The organism is Rhizobium leguminosarum, assembly GCF_010668065.1.
Taxonomy (GTDB): domain Bacteria; phylum Pseudomonadota; class Alphaproteobacteria; order Rhizobiales; family Rhizobiaceae; genus Rhizobium; species Rhizobium leguminosarum_S.
In genome coordinates, this window is sequence record NZ_WUEN01000001.1 from 19,376 (window position 1) to 36,263 (window position 16,888).

Below are 16,888 nucleotides of genomic sequence, written 5' to 3' on the forward strand. Positions count from 1 at the left end.
GAATGCCGCTTGCATTCATTCGGCGAAGGCTGCTTGCCGACGACCAAAAAGGGAGGAAACCATGAAGGCCGCATTAGCAGGTATCGCAGCATCCGCGTTGACATTGTGCATATCGACGTCTGCCGTCTTCGCGACGGATCTCCGCATGACGGTCTGGACCGGGAGCGAGGCTCATCTGAAGATGCTGAATGGCATTGCGGAGAGCTTCAAAGCCACACATCCCGACGTCAACGTGAAGTTCGAGACCGTGCCGGTCAGCGACTACACGCAGAAACTGACCTTCCAGATCGCCGGCGGCAATGCTCCCGACATAGCCTGGATGATGGAGGATGCCGCTCCGGCTTTCGAAAACGCCAATCTTCTGATGGATCTCGGCCCGACGCTCAAGGCGGCGGAAGGCTATGATTTCGACGATTTTTCGAAGCCGGCCATGGGCCTCTGGCAGAAGGATGAAACGGTCTACGGCATTCCGTTCTCCACCTCGCCTTTCATGATCTACTACAACAAGGACATGTTCGACAAAGCCGGGCTCGAAGACCCGCTGACGCTCGCCGCCAAGGGCGAATGGAACATGGACAAGTTCCAGGAGGTCTCCAAGAAGCTCGCGGCAGCCAATCCCGGCAAATGGGGCTTCGAGTTCAAGGATGGCGAAGGCTATGCCTCTCGCATGACCCATGCCCTTCTGCCGCCAATCCGCGCCTATGGCGGCGATATCTGGTCGAACAAGGAATGCGGCTTCGACAATCCAGAAGCCGTCAAAGCGGTCAAGCAGCTGCATGACATGGTCTTCAAGGACAAGTCCATCGTTCCGCCAGGCGAACAGGGCGATTACTTCTCCGGCAATTCGGCGATGACGGTCAACCAGATTTCCCGTGCTTCGAAGATGGCGGAAGCCGGCTTCAAGTGGGGCATCGCACCGTTGCCCACCGGCCCAGGTGGTGAGTCACCCGTGATCGGCCAGGCCGGTCTTGTTGTGTTCGCCCAAGGCAAGAATACGGAAATCGCCGCGGAATTCGTAGCGCATATGACCAATAAGGAAAATGTCGCCACCATGGCGCAGTTCTTCCCGCCGGCCCGTAAGAGCGTTCTGCAGGCCGATGCATTCATCAACGGCAACAAGCTCGTGCCGCCCGAGATGATGAAGAATGTGGCTGCCGCTATAGAAAAGGGCCGGGTGGTCTCGGCTAACGAAAAAGCGCCCCAGATCCTTGCCGCCATGGCGCCTCGCGTCGATGCCCTGTGGAAGCCGGATGCCGATGTCGATGCCGCCATCAAGGGCATCTGCGCGGCAATCCAGCCGCTGCTTTGATCAGAACGAAGATGGCCGATACCGTTCATAACTCCATTCGAACCGGCCAAAAGACCTGGCTGACGTTGAAGATGAGAGAGATGATGGAGGCGTGGCTGTTTGTCAGCCCCACCTTCATCGGCTTCCTCATCTTCTTCCTCGGTCCGCTCTGCGCAGTGGTCTATTATTCCATGACCGAATGGAACCTGCTCAGCCAGCAGGCCACCTTCGTAGGCCTTGCCAATTTTCAGAATGCGCTCCTCGAAAACCCTGACTTTTGGCTTGTGGTACGCAATTCGGTTATTTTCGCGATCGGTCTCGTGCCGCTCAACATGGCGCTCGCGCTCGCCTTGGCGCTCGCCCTTTCCCGGCCGTTTTTCGGGGTCGTGTTCTTTCGCACGGTGTTTTTCGCCCCCGTCATCACCTCGGCCATCGCCTGGGCGATCGTATGGAAATTTCTGCTGCAGGGAGAAGGCGGTTTCATCAACCAGGTGCTGGCACTGGTCGGGATCACCGGTCCGAACTGGCTGCGTGAACCGAGCTGGGCCATGGCGGCGGTCATCGTCACCCGTGTCATCAAGATGGTCGGCCTGAACATGATCCTCTACATTGCGGCGCTGCAGGCGATCCCGCGGGACTATGAAGAGGCAGCGCGCCTGGAAGGCGCCTCACGCCGGCAGATCTTCAACATGATCACCTGGCCGTTGCTGGCGCCGACCACGCTCGTCATCATGGTCATCACGACGATCGGCTCTTTCAAGGTCTTCGATCACATATATCAGATGACCGGTGGCGGCCCGGAAAACGGCACACTGGTGCTTGCCTTCTATATCTACCAGCAGGGCTTCAAGTTCTTCAATGTCGGCTATGCCTCGGCGCTCGCGATGATCATGTTCGTGATGATCATGGCGCTGACCCTGGTGCAGGTGATGCTGCGGAGAAAGGGATCGGAGTGACCCAGCGCCAAATCCAGATCCTCTACCGCAGCTGCTGGACGATCGCGCTGCTGATCGCCGCCATTCCTTTTGTTTTCCCATTCGTTTGGATGGTGTCTGCCGGCTTCAAGAGCGTGACCGAGATATTCGGTGCGCCGACGCTTATTCCGCGCGTCTGGCGCTGGCAGAATTTCGTCGAAGTGTTCACCTACCAGCCGTTCGCGCGGCAGTATTTCAACTCGCTTTACATCGCGATCGTGGTGACGGCGCTCACCCTCGTCATCTCGTCCCTGGCCGGCTATGCGCTGGCGCGCATGCGGTTTGCCGGTGCCGGGCTGCTGATGCTTTTTCTGATCTCGGCGCTCATGGTGCCGGAGGAAGTGACGATCATTCCGAACTTCTTCCTGATGCGCTGGTTTGGTTTGGTGGATACTCACTGGCCGCTGATCCTGCTGCCCACCTTCGGCCCTCATGGGGTGATGGCAACGTTCCTGATGCGCCAGTATTTCCTGGCCCTGCCCAAGGAGTTGGAAGAGGCTGGCAAGATGGACGGTCTCTCACGCTTCGGCGTTTGGTGGAAGATAGCGCTGCCGATGGCGCGTCCGGCCCTGGCTGCGGTTTCCATAATCACCTTTCTGTTCTCGTGGAACCTGTTCCTGGAGCCGCTGATCTTTCTGAGCTCGCTCGACATGTTCACGCTGCCTTTGGCCTTGTCGAACTTCAACGACAGCTACGGCTTGCCGCTGTGGAACCTGCAGCTTGCCGCTACCAGTCTTGCCGTGGTGCCGATCCTGATCGTCTATCTGATAGCCCAGCGGCAGATCATCGAAAGTTTTGCGCTATCAGGCGTGAAGGGATGAGGATTTTCGTTCATGAGCAGTGTATCGCTTAAAGGCATCGAAAAACGCTTCGGCGCCGTCGAGGTCATCCGCGGCGTCGATCTCAGGATCGATCCGGGCGAGTTCGTCGTATTCGTCGGTCCGTCGGGCTGCGGTAAGTCCACCTTGCTGCGGCTGATTTCGGGACTGGAATATCTCAGCGGCGGTGAACTTGCGATTGGCGGCCGGGTGGTCAACGAAGTGCCGGCCTCGAAACGCGGTGTCGCCATGGTCTTCCAATCCTATGCCCTCTATCCGCATCTGACCGTCCGGGACAATATGGGTTTCGGGCTCAAGGTCCGCAAAGTTCCGGCACAGGAGCGTCAGAAGCGCGTCGATGAAGCAAGCGCCACACTGAAGCTCGAAGCATTGCTCGATCGCTACCCCCGCGAGCTTTCCGGCGGTCAGCGGCAGCGCGTCGCGATCGGCCGGGCCATCGTCGGAAATCCTGATGTCTTCCTGTTCGACGAACCGCTGTCGAACCTCGATGCAGAGTTGCGTGTGCACATGCGCTCTGAAATCGCCGCGCTGCATAAGCGGCTCTCCACGACGATGATCTATGTAACGCATGACCAGATCGAAGCGATGACACTCGCCGACAAGATCGTGGTTCTGCGCGACGGCCGTGTCGAGCAGGTCGGTTCCCCCCGGGAATTATATGAGCGGCCGGCAAATATCTTCGTGGCGCAATTCATCGGAAGCCCAAAAATGAATCTGCTCCCGGCAGATATCGCGCCTTTGCTGACAGGCGCAACGGCAGCGGATCCCGCCGCCGAGACCATCGGGATAAGACCGGAGCATTTGACGGTCGTGGAGCCTCGAGAGGGGACGCTGCGCGGAACCGTCGGGCTTTGTGAATATACCGGGGCGGTAACGCTGCTCCACGTCAAGCTGCAGGACGGGCATGATTGCCTCGTCCTGCACGACGGTGGTGATATGAAGGCGGGAAACCAAATAGGGCTCACCGCCGATGTCTCGAAGGTGCACTTTTTCAATGGCAACGGGCAGACAACAACGCGGACTGAGCAAGGCTGGACTGCTTGAACGTACTGCAGCTCCTGGCGCGGGCGCGAGCCGCAGAAATCTCTGAAGAGCGGGGGTCGTCTACTCGCCCTGTCGCAAGTTGCGAAGTCGGTCGAAAAGGACGGCGAGCACGATTGCGCCACCGATAAAGCAACCTTGCCAGAACGCGTTGATGCCGAGCAGGCCAAGACTGTTACGGATGACCTCGATGAGTGCGGCGCCGACCAAGGCTCCAAAGGCGGTGCCGACGCCGCCGGCCAGATTGGCGCCGCCGATAACCGCAGCGGCAATGACCTGAAGTTCCATCCCGGCGCCGATATTTGTGGTGACGGCGCCGAGCCAACCGGTCTGAATGATGCCGGCAACCCCCGCCGAGAGGGCAGAAATCATATAGACGATGACCTTGATCCTCGGCACGGGAACGCCCGTCAGTGTCGCGGCGTGCTCATTGCCGCCGATGGCAAAAACATAGCGGCCGAACTTGGTCCAGCGCAGCACGAAACCGGTAATGAGTGCCAGCACGACCATGTAAAGCACTGGATTGGCGATGCCGAAAAACCAGGCGCCGCCACCCAGAGCCAATAGTTTGTCGTGATCAGGTCCAAATTCAAAAACCACAGTGTTGTTGGAGGCAACCATCGCAAGGCTGCGCGCAATCGACAACATGCCGAGCGTGACGACGAAAGGCGGGAAGCCGAGATAGGCAATCAAGACGCCGTTGAAAGCTCCGACCAGAAGAGCCGTACCGATCGAGGCGGCGATGCCGACTTCAATACTGTATCCCGCATGCATGACCACCGCCAGCACCATGCTGCAGAGACAAAGTACGGAGCCAACGGACAAATCGATGCCGCCGGTGATGATCACCAGCGTCATGCCCAGCGCGATAATTGCGACGAAGGTGACGTTGCGGGTGATGTTGTAGATGTTCTTCGCCGTCGCAAAGGAGTCCGTTGCCATCGACAGAAAAATGCAGGCTAGAATGACTGCAATCAGCACCCAGAATGTCTGGCCACTCATGATCGTTGCAAGCCAGCTCCGTTGCTTCTGTCCGATCGTTTGGTCAAGTGTAATCGCCATCGTCGACCTTCTTCCTTCCTGTTGCAACGGATAGCATCGATCACACCTGTTCGATGGCGCCGGTAATCAGTCCCGTCACTTCCTCCGGCGAACTTGCCGCAATCTGCTTGTCGGCTACTTTTCTGCCTCGCCGCATCACGATCACACGGTCGGCGACCGAAAAGACGTCGGGCATGCGGTGGCTGATCAGGACAACGACAATGCCCCGGTCCCGCAATTGGCGGATCAGATTCAGAACCTCAGCGACCTGGCGCACGGAAATGGCTGCGGTCGGCTCGTCCATCAATACGATTTTCGCTTCAGACAGCATCGTGCGGCCGATCGCGACCGCTTGGCGCTGGCCACCTGACATTTGCTTGACGAGATCGCGCGCCCGCGTCTCGGATTTGAGCTCGCGAAATATCTCGCCGGCGCGCTTGTACATGCTCTTGTGATCGAGGATGCGAAGAGGCCATACGCCGCGGCGCAATTCTCGTCCGAGGAACACGTTCGCCGCCGCCGTCAGATTGTTGCAGAGCGCCAAATCCTGGTGAACGATCTCAATGCCATGCTGGCGTGCTTCCTTCGGCCGATGAAGCACGAGATCAGCGCCATCGAGCCGCATGGTTCCATGGCTCGGTCGAAAGTTGCCGGCGATCATCTTCACCAATGTGGACTTGCCAGCGCCGTTATCGCCCATCAGGCCGACAACCTGCCCGGCTTCGAGCGAAAACGAAACATCGTTGACTGCCTGGATGGCACCGAAATGTTTGGAAATATTGATGAGCTCAAGAACCGCCACCAGCCTCACCGCCTCCCAAAACCTGCGGGCTATCCATTGCACCGAACCCTGCTTGTCTTGAAGGAAGGCTCCGGCGAGTTCGCTTTTCCAGTATCCTCCCAGGAAAAGCGATCGGGAGCATTTACGCAAAACCCTGCGACAGCGTCAACTCATTGTCCTTGCCATTGACCTTATTGTCGCAAAAATCTGTTTTGTCAGACAAATATCATTTGACGAAAGTGGCGCCCGGATATTAGCTATCAAATGGGGGAGAAAGAGCATGCTGATCCTTGTGACCGGTGCGACGGGCAAGGTCGGGCGGCGCTTCATTGCTGGGCTGCTTGACGATCCGAGATTTTCCAAAGCCCGTATTCGTGCGCTTTGTCATAATCGTTTGTACGAGGCGACCGACCATGTCGACGTCATCCGCGGCTCGATCGCCGATCGCGATGTCGTGGCAGCGGCGCTGGATGACGTTACCCATGTCGTGCATCTCGCCACATGCAAGGAAACGCCTGAAGACATCATGGACGTCACGGTCAAAGGTCTCTTTTGGCTGCTCGAGGAGTTCCGCACGAGCGTCACCGCACGCCAGTTCATCCTGATCGGTGGTGATGCGGGTGTGGGGCATTTCCACTATCGCCACGACGGCCCGATCACCGAGAGCGCCCGTCATTGTGCGTATCCGGGAAGCTATGCGCTCTCCAAAGTCCTGGAAGAGGTCATGCTGGAGCAGTTTGGCATTCAGTATGGTCTCAATGGCTGTTGTCTGCGCGCGCCCTGGATCATGGAAAAGGACGATTTCAAGTATTCGCTGTCTTTTGGAGACGACGTCTTTGGCGGTCCGGACTGGAAGACACTCGTTCCGGAAGAAGCGGCACGGCGCTATGCGGCGATGGGTAGGGTGCCGCTGCTCTTGGATGCCGACGGACGTGCGCTGAAGCGCAATTTCGTCCATGTCGACGACCTTGTGTCGGCAATATTGGCAGCGATCGACAACCCGCGGGCGGAGCGGCAGCTCTTCAATATCTGCATGGATCGACCCGTCGATTATGCTGAAGTCGCCGCCTATCTCCTGCGCACGCGCGATCTCGGCTCTGTCGACATACCGAGCCGCTTCCATTCCAATTGGATGGACAACAGCAAGGCGAAATACCTGCTGGATTGGCAGCCAAATTACAATCTCGAAATGCTTATCGACTCGGCCTGGCAATACGAGCGTTCAAAGGAGGAGCCTCGCATCGTCTGGTATCCGGGTTGATTTCGTGTGGCGGGCACGCGGTGTCCGTCTGTTTCAAGGGAGGAAACTATGAGGAAGGCATTACTACTTACAGCCGCAGTTTTAGCACTGACCGCCGGGCAGGCCTTGGCCAAGAAGCAACTCGTCATCGTTGTCAAAGGCCTCGACAATCCGTTCTTCGAAGCAATCAATCAAGGTTGCCAGAAATGGAACAAGGAGAACCCCACGGCGGAATACGAATGCTTCTACACCGGTCCGGCATCGACATCCGATGAAGCCGGCGAAGCGCAGATCGTTCAGGATATGTTGGGCAAGGCGGACACGGCTGCAATCGCAATCTCGCCGTCAAATGCAAAGCTCATTGCCCAGACCCTGAAGACGGCCAATCCGACGGTTCCGGTGATGACGCTCGATGCCGATCTTGCCGCCGAGGATGCAGCGTTGCGCAAGACCTATCTCGGCACTGACAACTATCTGATGGGCGCCCGCATCGGCGAATACATCAAGAAGGGCAAGCCGAAGGGCGGCAAGATCTGCACCATCGAAGGCAATCCGGGAGCAGACAATATTCTACGCCGCGCACAAGGAATGCGCGACACGCTGACTGGCCAGAAAGGCTTGACCGAGCTGAAAGGCGAGGGTGGCTGGACCGAGGTCGCCGGTTGCCCGGTGTTCACCAATGACGACGGTGCCAAGGGCGTTCAGGCAATGACCGATATCCTCGCGGCCAATCCCGACTTGGACGCATTCGGCATCATGGGTGGCTGGCCATTGTTCGGCGCACCGCAACCCTATCGCGACCTGTTCAAACCGCTGGCCGACAAGATCGCCAGCAACGATTTCGTCATTGGTGCCGCCGACACGATCGGCGACGAGGTCGCCATTGCGAAGGAAGGGCTGGTGACAGCGCTCGTCGGCCAACGGCCGTTCGAGATGGGCTACAAGGCACCGTCGGTGATGATGGATCTGATTGCCGGCAAGCCGGTTGAAGATCCGGTCTTCACCGGGCTCGATGAGTGCACGAAGGATACAGTCGACACCTGCATTCAAAAGTAGGTTCACGGTTTGGCGCACCCGGTTCAAGGGTGCGCCGACTGTCCTCACGAGACGGATCGAGAGATCCGCTGGGCTTGACGCGCCCTGAATTCCGCGCTTTGTGCCGGCGTCAATCGCAGGCGACTTCCTCGTTATTACGATTGTTTTGATCTTACGTGCAGACAGTCGAAAGAATGCTGAGGCAGTAGAAATAAATGCCTGACAAAAAATCGGGAAAGCCAACGGCTGCGGTCGAGGTGGTGATGGTTGACCGTTCGGCCACCACAAGGCGCCCAAATTCTCCCCGCATGACTGGGGCGAGTGTTCATGTGTCTTTGGCAGGCGAGATCGGTCTGCGAATCGTGCGCGGCGACTATCCGCCCGGTACGATCTTGCCAAATGAGGCAAAATGGTCGGAAGTCTTTGAGGTCAGCCGATCAGCGGTGCGCGAAGCGATCAAGATGTTGATGGCCAAGGGCCTGCTTTCTTCCCGCCCGAAAATCGGCAGCTGGGTCGAACCCAAGGAACGTTGGAACCTGCTGGATCGAGATGTCTTGGGCTGGTATGCGGCATCTCCCGATCGCGAATCCTTTCTCAGGGCCGTGCAAGAACTCAGGCATATGATCGAGCCGGAAGCGACTGCGCTTGCTGCAGTGCGCCGAACTGACGAGCAGATGACCGCGATCAGCCAGGCCCTGCATGACATGGATCAGGCCACATCGCTCCAGCAGCGGACAGAATCCGATACGCGATTTCACATCGCGATCTTACGCGCCTCCGGAAATGATCTGCTGGTGCCGCTCGGCGTCTTGATCGAATCGGCGCTGAACCACCTCTTCGCCCATGTGACGCGGGAGGAAGACAATTTACAGTATGCGCTGAAGCTTCATGAAAATATTGAGAAAAGCATTCGACTGCAGCGACCGAACATGGCGCGCAACGCAGTCCGTAAGGTGCTGGCAAATACCGACGAAATCATCGCACGGTGGTCACGATAGATTTTGCAGCTGGCGGGCTGAGGAAACGGTCGCCAGTCCCGCGTGCACGCGTCCGTCATAAAACGAGCTGTCCGCGATATCGGCTCGACAGCAGTTCCCCTCAGCATAGACCAAGATCCGAAACGGTAAGTCCTGCCTTACGAAGTCCTTCCACGCGGCGGTCAAAGTCCTCGGGGTTTCGAAATGGAAGGACCCGCCGGCGGCGCTCGACAGAAAAATCGGGATTGATCCGGAGTGCCCTTTCCCAGGCCAGACGGCTCTCCTCCGGCCGGCCGAGGTGCCCATAGCATGAGGCAAGCAGGGCGTAGGCGGTCTCCGACTGGGAGTTTTGTTGGAGCCGCTGCTCGATGGCTGCAATCGCTTGTTCATACTCGCCGAGAGAAAAGTGCGCATCGGCGCGAAATTGGAAGAGAATTTCCGGATGGTGCGGATCGAGCCGCATCGATGCATCGAGTGTTTCCAGGGCGCCGGCGGGATCGCCGGAGAATATCTGGATATGGGCCATCAGTAACAGGAGCTCGGCGGAGTTGGGCTGCAGCGCGAGGCCCTGCTGCACCTCCGCCTGCGCCCGGTCCAGTTCCCGGTTCCACATGCAAGCCATGCCCAGTGCGAAGCGGCCGTTGGGCTGTTCCTCGGCCATTTCCACGGCCTGCTGCGCGAGATCCATCCCGATCCGCAGCGAGCCTTCCGGATCGGTGCTCCAGGCGTTGACGTAGTCGAGCACGTGGGTGAAGGAAATGAGGGCCTGGGCGGCCGCATATTGCGGATCGATGGCAATGGCGTCGGCCGCCAGGCTGCGGGCGGCTCTGTTTCCGGTTCGGGTATGGGCCGATGCCTGTTCCCGGCCGCGCAATAACAACTCGTAAGCGTCGACATTGAGTGCGCGCCCTTGGGCTAATCGACCCTGGTCGCCATGCGTGAGGTTCAGCCTGAGCGCGGCCACGATCTCCTGGGTGAGCTCATCCTGAACCGCGAAAATGTCGGTGAGGTCGCGATCGAAGCGGCTGGCCCAGATATGTCCGCCGTTGCTGGCGTCGATCAATTGGGCGGTGACACGCACGCGGTTGCCAGCCTTGCGAACGCTGCCCTCGAGGACATAGCGGACGCCGAGCGCCTTGGCCATCTCAGGAACGGAGGCTGTTACATTCTTGTAGACGAAGGATGAGTTGCGGGCGATTACGTGCAGTTCGGACAGCTTGGAGAGATCGGTGATGATGTCCTCGCTGATACCGTCGGAAAAATACTCCTGTTCGGCATCGCCGCTCATGTTGTTGAACGCGAGTACGGCGATGGACGGCTTGTCGGGAATGGCCGGAGCCGACGGCATTTCGATTGCGGGCCGCACCTGTGGCGCCGGGTTCGGCCGCGGAGTTCCGATCTGAAGCGAATAGACCTGCATCGGTTCAGCGATATTCTTGAGCTCAATTTTACCGAGATCGGTGACGGCAAGATCAAGCCGCGCTTTCACCTGGCGGTAGGCATCTTCGGAAAGACAGATGGCGCCGGGCTTGGCAATTCCTTCCAACCGCGCGGCGATATTGACGCCGTCGCCCATCAAGTCGCCGTCGTTTTCCTCGACCACATCTCCCAGATGGATCCCGACCCGGAACTCGATGCGATGTTCAGGCGACACGCCGATATTGCGCTCAACCATGGCAGTCTGCACTTCGATCGCACAGCGCACAGCGTCCACAACGCTGCGAAACTCGATGAGGCTTCCGTCTCCCGTTCGCTTGACGACCCGGCCATTGTGCACGGCGATGGTCGGATCGACCAGGTCGCTGCGCAGCGTTCTCAGCCGCGCCAGGATGCGATCCTCGTCCGCACCGGCGAGGCGGCTGTAGCCGACCACATCTGCGACCAGGATCGCCGCCAGTTTTCGCGTCACGTTCGTAAGTCCCAATTCCTCGTCGGATCAAAGTAACACAGTGTGACCGGCAACGCCGCCAAATCCGATTGCCTTCGCTAAGAAGCGGTCCGGTGGCCGGTTGCTTGGACGTGAAGATAGTCGGTGAACCTTATGCGATACCCGCGGCTAAACGCCGTCTTTTAGAGAGAAGGCAAGGACGTAGTCGCCGACGTCTTTCGAATAGGGTGCGCCGCCAACCGATATCAGGACATATTGCTTGCCTGTTTTCGGTGAGACGTAGGTCATGGGCGTTGCGCTCGAGCCGACCGGCAGGGGATATCTCCAGAGTTCTGTACCGTTCTCGGCGTCATAGGCGCGGATATAATAGTCCTGGAAGCCGGCGAAGAAGACGACGCCGCCGGCGGTCGCAGAAGTGCCGGCGTAGCTGGGCAGGCCCATCGGCATAGGCAGTTTGGTTTTGATCTTGAACGGCCCGAGTTCTTCGGCTGTACCGGCCGGAACCTGCCACGCGATCTTGCGCGTCTTCAGATCCACTGCAGTGACGGTGCCGAAGGGCGGTTGGGTGCAGGGAACGCGGAGCCTCGATGTCCACATCTCGGTGGCCATGGCGTAAGGCGTACCGCGCTGGGGGGCGGAGGGGCCGTGCGCGGTCGTGGTGAGGGCAAAGTCGACATACTCCTCGCGTGGGATGAGTGCGAAGAGACTGGGGACGCGGATATCGTTCATGAAGACCCGGTTGTTGGGCAGATCGACCGATACGCTTCCCCAATTGAGGCCACCCAGATTTCCCGGCTGCTGGATCGCATATTGCGTGCCGATCGGGGTGAAATCGCCGTCATAGCGCATCTTGCGGAAGGCGATGCGGCATGCCAGTTGATCGAACATCGTCAGGCCCCAGGCCGTCTGCTCCGTCACGCGCTCCGCACCGATTGTCGGCATGCCGACGGAGTAGGGCTGCGTCGGGGAGAGTTTCTCTTCCGGCACGCCGCCTTGCTGCGGCACCGGCTTCTCCTGAACTTCGGCAAGCGGTGTGCCGGTTCGGCGGTCGAGGAGAAAAAGCTGGCCGCGTTTGGTGGTCTGCAGCAGAGCAGGCACGGTGGCGCCAATGCCGTCAGGCAGGTCGAGCAGGAGCGGTTGGGCCGGCAGATCATAGTCCCAGATATCGTGATGCACCGTCTGGAATTTCCATTTCTCCCGACCCGTCGTCACATCGAGTGCCACCAATGTCGCATTGTATTGATCGGCGAAGGCAGGGCGATTGACGCCGTAATAATCCGGCGTGGTATTGCCGAGCGGTGCATAGATAAGGCCAAGCTTGTCGTCGAATGCGGCGGTCGTCCACATGTTGGGCGTGGCCCGCGTATAAGTCTGGCCCTCCGGCGGGAGTTTGGTGATCTCCGGGTTGCCGAGATCCCATGCCCATTCGAGATCGCCGGTGACGACGTTGAATGCACGGATGACGCCAGAGGGTTCGCCGACCTCCTGATTGTCCGTGACCCAGCCTCCGACGACGATCAGGTTGCGGGCAATCAGCGGCGCCGATGTCTGGAAATAATAGCCCGTCTTGACTTCGCCCATGCCCTGGGAAAGCTGCACGGTGCCATTGTCTCCGAAGTCCTTGCAGGGCGCGCCGGTCTTGCTGTCGATCGCCAGGAGACGGGCATCGATCGTCGTCTGCACCAGGCGCTCATTGCAAAGACCATCGGCGGACTGGGCTTCCATCGGCATCTGGTAGTATCCGAGGCCGCGGCAGCGTTGCCAATAAGGTGCCGTCGCCTTGGGATCGAAAGTCCAGCGGGGTTTGCCGGTATCTGCATCGAGCGCTGCGATCACATCTGTCGGCGTGCAGGTGTAGATCGTATCGCCGATCTGCAGAGGCGTGTTCTGATCGGCGCCATCGCCTTTTCCGGTGCGATATGTCCAGGCGAGATCGAGCTTGGAAACATTGCCGCGGTTGATCTGATCGAATGGGGAATAACGATCTCCTGCCGTGGTGCGGCCATAGGATGTCCAGTCGGAGGGAGAGTTGTCGCCCTTGGCGGTTTTATAGGCGGTGATGTCGGCGGAGGGGTGGATGATCCCATGCGGCACGAAGCTGAGACCGAAACCCGCTACAAAGATGAGAGCGGTCACCAAGGCGCCGCCATAAAAGAGCTTCCGGTTGGCGGTCGGGGAAAGCGATGGTGCAAAGAGAAGAGCAAAGCCCGCCAGCGCGATGGGGGACATCAAGCGGGCAAACAGCGCCCAGAAATTGAGACCCGACTCCCATAGCGCCCAGGGAAGGGTGAAAACGACGACAAGCAGGACGATGAGCCCGCCTGCCGTCTTCCGGCGCCACAGCAGAAGCGCGGCAACCAGATAGGCAAACCCGACGATGGCGTAATAGGGCGAGCCGCCGAGGCGCAGCAACCAGGCGCCGCCTCCGATAAGCCCCAATCCGATCAGGGCGAGAACAATACAGAACAGGGTAGCCAGAAATTTCATAGTCTCCTCATCCAATCTGCCGCCCGATCATCTGGATTCCAACTCCGACCGTCGCATGGCCCTCGGGAAGCGCAGGGCCATGGGTTGATGGTCAGAGACGCGTCTTCGGGAGAGGGCTGCTCTCTCGTTCAATTTTTACCTGATGTACCTGTGGTCACTGACACGCAGCCCCGACCCGGCAATGATGCCACCGCCGCTCTGCTGCAACGGCTTGCCATTCCAAATCGAGTCAATACTTCTGAAAGGGGCACAGATGGTTCTCGGCGAAAAGCTTGATCTAGCGAACGGGCGACCGACAGGATTCGACTATATGCGATTACTGTTAGCCTTTTCAGTGCTTTGGATACACACGGCCCGCGTCACCTATGGCGACGACCTGTTTCTTTGGGAGTCGCCATTCCGTCCTTTTATCAAATCAGTGCTGCCCATGTTCTTTGTCCTGAGCGGTTTCCTGGTGGCTGGCAGTCTTGAACGATCGAAGACATTGATCTCCTTTCTCGGTAATCGATTTATCCGGATCTACCCCGCTCTGGCGGTAGAGGTATTGTTGGCTGCCTTTATACTCGGAGCGATCTACACTGAGTATGACCTGCGTGACTATTTCACCGATCCTCAGTTCTTTACATATCTGATGAATGTCACAGGGCACATTCACTTCAATCTCCCCGGGGTATTCCTGGATAATCCTGATGCCGCAATGGTGAACGGGCAGCTCTGGACGGTGCCCTTCGAGCTTGAGTGCTATGCCGTGATCGCCGTTCTCTTCCTGCTCGGCGTGGTCAGGCGGCGGGTGATTGCCCTCATCGCCACGCCGGCGTTGATCATAGCCTTCGGTATTGCAAGATATTGGAAACATGAAAGCGACTGGGCAACGATGCCGACGACCGCGTCGGGCAATCTGCTCATTTGTGCTTTTCTTGTGGGGGTGACCTTCTATCTCTACAGGGACAAGGTTCTGTGGGATATCCGAATTTTCCTCGCCTCTGTGGCAGTGATATTGTGGGCCTACTGGTTCACCTCCTTTGGGGATTTCATTGCCATTCCGGCCATGGGATATGTCACGGTCTTCCTTGGTCTCACCTCGCCCCGCAAGCTCGGCGTCCTGCGTGGGGCCGACTACTCCTACGGCGTCTTCCTCTATGGCTATCCGATCCAACAGGCGTTCGTGGCGCTCGGCCCCTGGGCGCATAACTGGTGGTTGAACGGCATCGTCTGCAGCATTGTTGCCGCTTGCTTTGCCGCCTTCTCGTGGAGATTCATCGAAAAGCCGGCCTTGAAATTGAGAAAACAAGTCACCTGGCTGGAAAACCTCAGTCTCCAACGCGGCGTAAAACGGCAACTGGCCGGCGCGGTCTCGAAATAGGTCTGTCGATATCGGCCTCGAGGCTGGCAATTCCATCCAGGTGCTCAACCGGCAAGGAGATCAGCAGGGCTCGCCATAGCGGCGGCCCTGTTTCGTTGTTGCCTGACCGATCACCTCAGATAAATATCCGGGTCCATCGTCGGGCCCCCAGTTTTCCTTAGGCTGCTGCGCAACCTTGATGCGGTCGATGTCACGCTTGCCGGACGAGCGTAAGCCCGATCGTTGCCAGCGCACATGCGCTCGAGCGTAAGCCTATGGCCAAATTCATCTTTTCAGAAACAACAAATGAACGTTCAGTTCGGCGAGAGAACGCCGTAGCTGCATTGCTGGCTCCTGTATAAGCCTCCGATACCTAAATCTTTCTGACCGCAACATCCAAGGATTTCTTGGGTTTAATCGGTAGAGCGGCCCTGCTGGATGAATAGTCGAATATTCTCCGGCATTGTTCAGTCGACTTGCTGGGCCGGTATTAGCAATATTTTAACCTCAATAGATAAAATACTTTGATCGGACTTCGTTTCGACTTTGAGTTTGTCATGCCATCGCGGGCTGACGGTGGCTTGAAGGAGGTGTGAAGAGAGGATCAGAATAATGCTGAAGAGCACGCTCGTCGTGGTTGCCGTCTCTATCGCCGCCGGAGCGACCATTCGCGCCTCGGCCTTTGCAATCTTTGCATTTCTGGTGGTCACGGCCTTGGGCGGCGTGATCCTGCTGAAAGGTTCCTCCTTGACGGAGGCGGTCGTTTCTTGCGTCGAAGTGCTTGTATTGATGGAGATATGCTATCTTGCGGGTCTATTCGCCTTCTCCTTCTGGCATATTCAAAAGCGCCGGAAAAAGAACTCCCTCACTGAGCGCTCCCATGTTACGGGCAAGCGTCCTCATGGGTAGTGACATGACCGAGGCGGCAGGATGCTCGGCTGCGCTATGTCAGGGTGTAAAGCGGGTCGCGATATTTTAGATTCGCTTGCGCCTTAGTCTCTGGTTTGCGCATGTCTTTCGCAAAACCGCACCACAGTTTTGCGCGGCATGCTTTAGCAATCGACTTTGGGCAGCAACGCGTGCCGGGAAAGCAGCGCCGAGAGCGTTTTTGCCATGATCACGAAATCCAGCGTGAGCGTCCATTTGGACAAGTATTCGACGTCGAGGGAAATTCCGTTCCGATAGCTGACGTCGTTGTGCCCGCTGGTTTGCCAATGGCCAGTCAGGCCGGGACGGACGGCCATGTAGGCATAGGCATGTTCACCGTAACGCGGCAGCTCTTCTTTGGTAATGGCGCGAGGCCCGACGAGGCTCATTTGACCCAGCAACACGTTGATCAATTGCGGAAGCTTGTCGAGGCTTGATCGCCTGAAAATATCGCCGACGATCGTGACGTGCGCGTCGGTCGTTGCGTCGGATCCTGTCGTCCGAAACTTGAGGCAACCAAACTCTTTTCCCTTATAACCGATCCTGCGATGAGAATTGAAAACAGGGCCCCAATCACTTAGCGTGACGATGACTGCCGCCGACAGAAGGAGCGGCGACAGAAAGAATAAGAAACTTGCCGCAGTGGTGATGTCCAATGCGCGCTTCAGAATTCTGCTGATCAGACGGGGTTGTGACGAATTGAATGGACGCCTTTCCTGTCGAGCCCTGGCGAAATCCCGCCAAGGTCCGGTTGGGTTGATGCCCTGATTTTTTCCCGCCACCCGCGTCTCCGTTAGAAGAATTCCAGAAATCACAGCCAAAGCTTTGTTTTAATGCAAGTTTGATGTCTGTGACCGAGGTCATAATCGTGAATAAATTCTTTATACTCCAAAGAAATTATTACGTATATTAAAAAATATTACCTTTGCTTTTGGATATATTCGGAAATGTTATTTAGTGTTATTTTAAAATTCAGTGTTGTTGTTGTGCGTTGTGGATGTGTTCTGCGGATAGGCGATTGTCATAAA

Annotated in this window: 14 protein-coding genes; 9 read left to right on the top strand and 5 right to left on the bottom strand. The window is 57.8% G+C overall.

Annotated elements, in window-relative coordinates; all coding sequences use genetic code 11:
- Positions 1-61: 61 nt before the first annotated feature.
- Genes GR198_RS00100 through GR198_RS00115 form a run of 4 tightly spaced genes read left to right on the top strand, consistent with a single transcriptional unit; the run spans position 62 to position 4,145 of the window.
- Entirely contained in the window at positions 62-1,309 is a 1,248-nt protein-coding gene (locus tag GR198_RS00100) for an ABC transporter substrate-binding protein (RefSeq protein ID WP_029872510.1), read from the top strand.
- 11 nt (positions 1,310-1,320) lie between these two features.
- Complete coding sequence (locus GR198_RS00105; RefSeq protein WP_029872509.1) at positions 1,321-2,244, top strand: carbohydrate ABC transporter permease; 924 nt, start codon at positions 1,321-1,323, stop codon at positions 2,242-2,244.
- Complete coding sequence (locus GR198_RS00110) at positions 2,241-3,083, top strand: carbohydrate ABC transporter permease (RefSeq protein WP_029872508.1); 843 nt, start codon at positions 2,241-2,243, stop codon at positions 3,081-3,083. Before GR198_RS00105 ends, GR198_RS00110 begins: the two co-directional genes overlap by 4 nt.
- Positions 3,084-3,095: 12 nt before the next feature.
- Positions 3,096-4,145 (top strand): ABC transporter ATP-binding protein, encoded by a 1,050-nt coding sequence (locus tag GR198_RS00115; RefSeq protein ID WP_029872507.1) that lies wholly within the window; start codon positions 3,096-3,098, stop codon positions 4,143-4,145.
- Positions 4,146-4,205: 60 nt separating this feature from the next.
- Here the strand turns inward: GR198_RS00115 and GR198_RS00120 are convergent, their stop codons facing one another.
- Positions 4,206-5,204, bottom strand: coding sequence for an ABC transporter permease (locus tag GR198_RS00120; protein WP_029872506.1), 999 nt, complete (start codon positions 5,202-5,204; stop codon positions 4,206-4,208).
- Positions 5,205-5,244: 40 nt separating this feature from the next.
- The gene (locus tag GR198_RS00125; protein ID WP_032987312.1) at positions 5,245-5,985 is read right to left on the bottom strand and encodes an ATP-binding cassette domain-containing protein; all 741 of its coding nucleotides are present in this window, start codon (positions 5,983-5,985) and stop codon (positions 5,245-5,247) included.
- A gap of 259 nt (positions 5,986-6,244) precedes the next feature.
- Between GR198_RS00125 and GR198_RS00130 the strand changes: the two genes are divergently transcribed.
- The 3 genes from GR198_RS00130 to GR198_RS00140 all read left to right on the top strand — a co-directional run bounded on the left by GR198_RS00130 (position 6,245) and on the right by GR198_RS00140 (position 9,237).
- Positions 6,245-7,225, top strand: coding sequence for an NAD-dependent epimerase/dehydratase family protein (locus GR198_RS00130; protein WP_029872505.1), 981 nt, complete (start codon positions 6,245-6,247; stop codon positions 7,223-7,225).
- A 48-nt stretch (positions 7,226-7,273) separates the two neighbouring features.
- Positions 7,274-8,260, top strand: coding sequence for a substrate-binding domain-containing protein (locus GR198_RS00135; protein ID WP_012758783.1), 987 nt, complete (start codon positions 7,274-7,276; stop codon positions 8,258-8,260).
- A gap of 194 nt (positions 8,261-8,454) precedes the next feature.
- Positions 8,455-9,237 carry a FadR/GntR family transcriptional regulator gene (locus GR198_RS00140; protein WP_029872504.1) on the top strand — a complete coding sequence of 261 codons (783 nt, stop codon included), beginning with the start codon at positions 8,455-8,457 and terminating at the stop codon, positions 9,235-9,237.
- Between the two features lie 100 nt (positions 9,238-9,337).
- On the opposite strand, the gene GR198_RS00145 is transcribed toward GR198_RS00140, so the two are convergent.
- Both GR198_RS00145 and GR198_RS00150 read right to left on the bottom strand, forming a co-directional pair.
- A complete protein-coding gene (locus GR198_RS00145) occupies positions 9,338-11,125 on the bottom strand; it encodes an adenylate/guanylate cyclase domain-containing protein (RefSeq protein WP_029872503.1) in 1,788 nt (595 codons plus the stop codon).
- Between the two features lie 147 nt (positions 11,126-11,272).
- The gene (locus GR198_RS00150) at positions 11,273-13,591 is read right to left on the bottom strand and encodes a membrane-bound PQQ-dependent dehydrogenase, glucose/quinate/shikimate family (protein ID WP_029872502.1); all 2,319 of its coding nucleotides are present in this window, start codon (positions 13,589-13,591) and stop codon (positions 11,273-11,275) included.
- Positions 13,592-13,733: 142 nt separating this feature from the next.
- On the opposite strand from GR198_RS00150, the gene GR198_RS00155 reads away from it, so the two are divergent.
- Both GR198_RS00155 and GR198_RS00160 read left to right on the top strand, forming a co-directional pair.
- Positions 13,734-14,954, top strand: coding sequence for an acyltransferase family protein (locus tag GR198_RS00155; protein ID WP_029872501.1), 1,221 nt, complete (start codon positions 13,734-13,736; stop codon positions 14,952-14,954).
- Positions 14,955-15,545: 591 nt separating this feature from the next.
- The gene (locus GR198_RS00160) at positions 15,546-15,842 is read left to right on the top strand and encodes a hypothetical protein (RefSeq protein WP_029872500.1); all 297 of its coding nucleotides are present in this window, start codon (positions 15,546-15,548) and stop codon (positions 15,840-15,842) included.
- A 143-nt stretch (positions 15,843-15,985) separates the two neighbouring features.
- Here GR198_RS00160 and GR198_RS00165 read toward each other — a convergent pair whose 3' ends face one another.
- Entirely contained in the window at positions 15,986-16,642 is a 657-nt protein-coding gene (locus tag GR198_RS00165) for a sugar transferase (RefSeq protein ID WP_029872499.1), read from the bottom strand.
- Between the last annotated feature and the right edge of the window lie 246 nt (positions 16,643-16,888).

Excerpts from the sequence above, each read along its gene's own strand:
- GR198_RS00100 (WP_029872510.1), top strand. The coding sequence starts at position 62 with ATGAAGGCCGCATTAGCAGGTATCGCAGCATCCGCGTTGACATTGTGC.
- GR198_RS00105 (WP_029872509.1), top strand. The coding sequence starts at position 1,321 with ATGGCCGATACCGTTCATAACTCCATTCGAACCGGCCAAAAGACCTGG.
- GR198_RS00115 (WP_029872507.1), top strand. The coding sequence starts at position 3,096 with ATGAGCAGTGTATCGCTTAAAGGCATCGAAAAACGCTTCGGCGCCGTC.
- GR198_RS00120 (WP_029872506.1), bottom strand. The coding sequence starts at position 5,204 with ATGGCGATTACACTTGACCAAACGATCGGACAGAAGCAACGGAGCTGG.
- GR198_RS00130 (WP_029872505.1), top strand. The coding sequence starts at position 6,245 with ATGCTGATCCTTGTGACCGGTGCGACGGGCAAGGTCGGGCGGCGCTTC.
- GR198_RS00135 (WP_012758783.1), top strand. The coding sequence starts at position 7,274 with ATGAGGAAGGCATTACTACTTACAGCCGCAGTTTTAGCACTGACCGCC.
- GR198_RS00140 (WP_029872504.1), top strand. The coding sequence starts at position 8,455 with ATGCCTGACAAAAAATCGGGAAAGCCAACGGCTGCGGTCGAGGTGGTG.
- GR198_RS00150 (WP_029872502.1), bottom strand. The coding sequence starts at position 13,591 with ATGAAATTTCTGGCTACCCTGTTCTGTATTGTTCTCGCCCTGATCGGA.
- GR198_RS00155 (WP_029872501.1), top strand. The coding sequence starts at position 13,734 with ATGTACCTGTGGTCACTGACACGCAGCCCCGACCCGGCAATGATGCCA.
- GR198_RS00160 (WP_029872500.1), top strand. The coding sequence starts at position 15,546 with ATGCTGAAGAGCACGCTCGTCGTGGTTGCCGTCTCTATCGCCGCCGGA.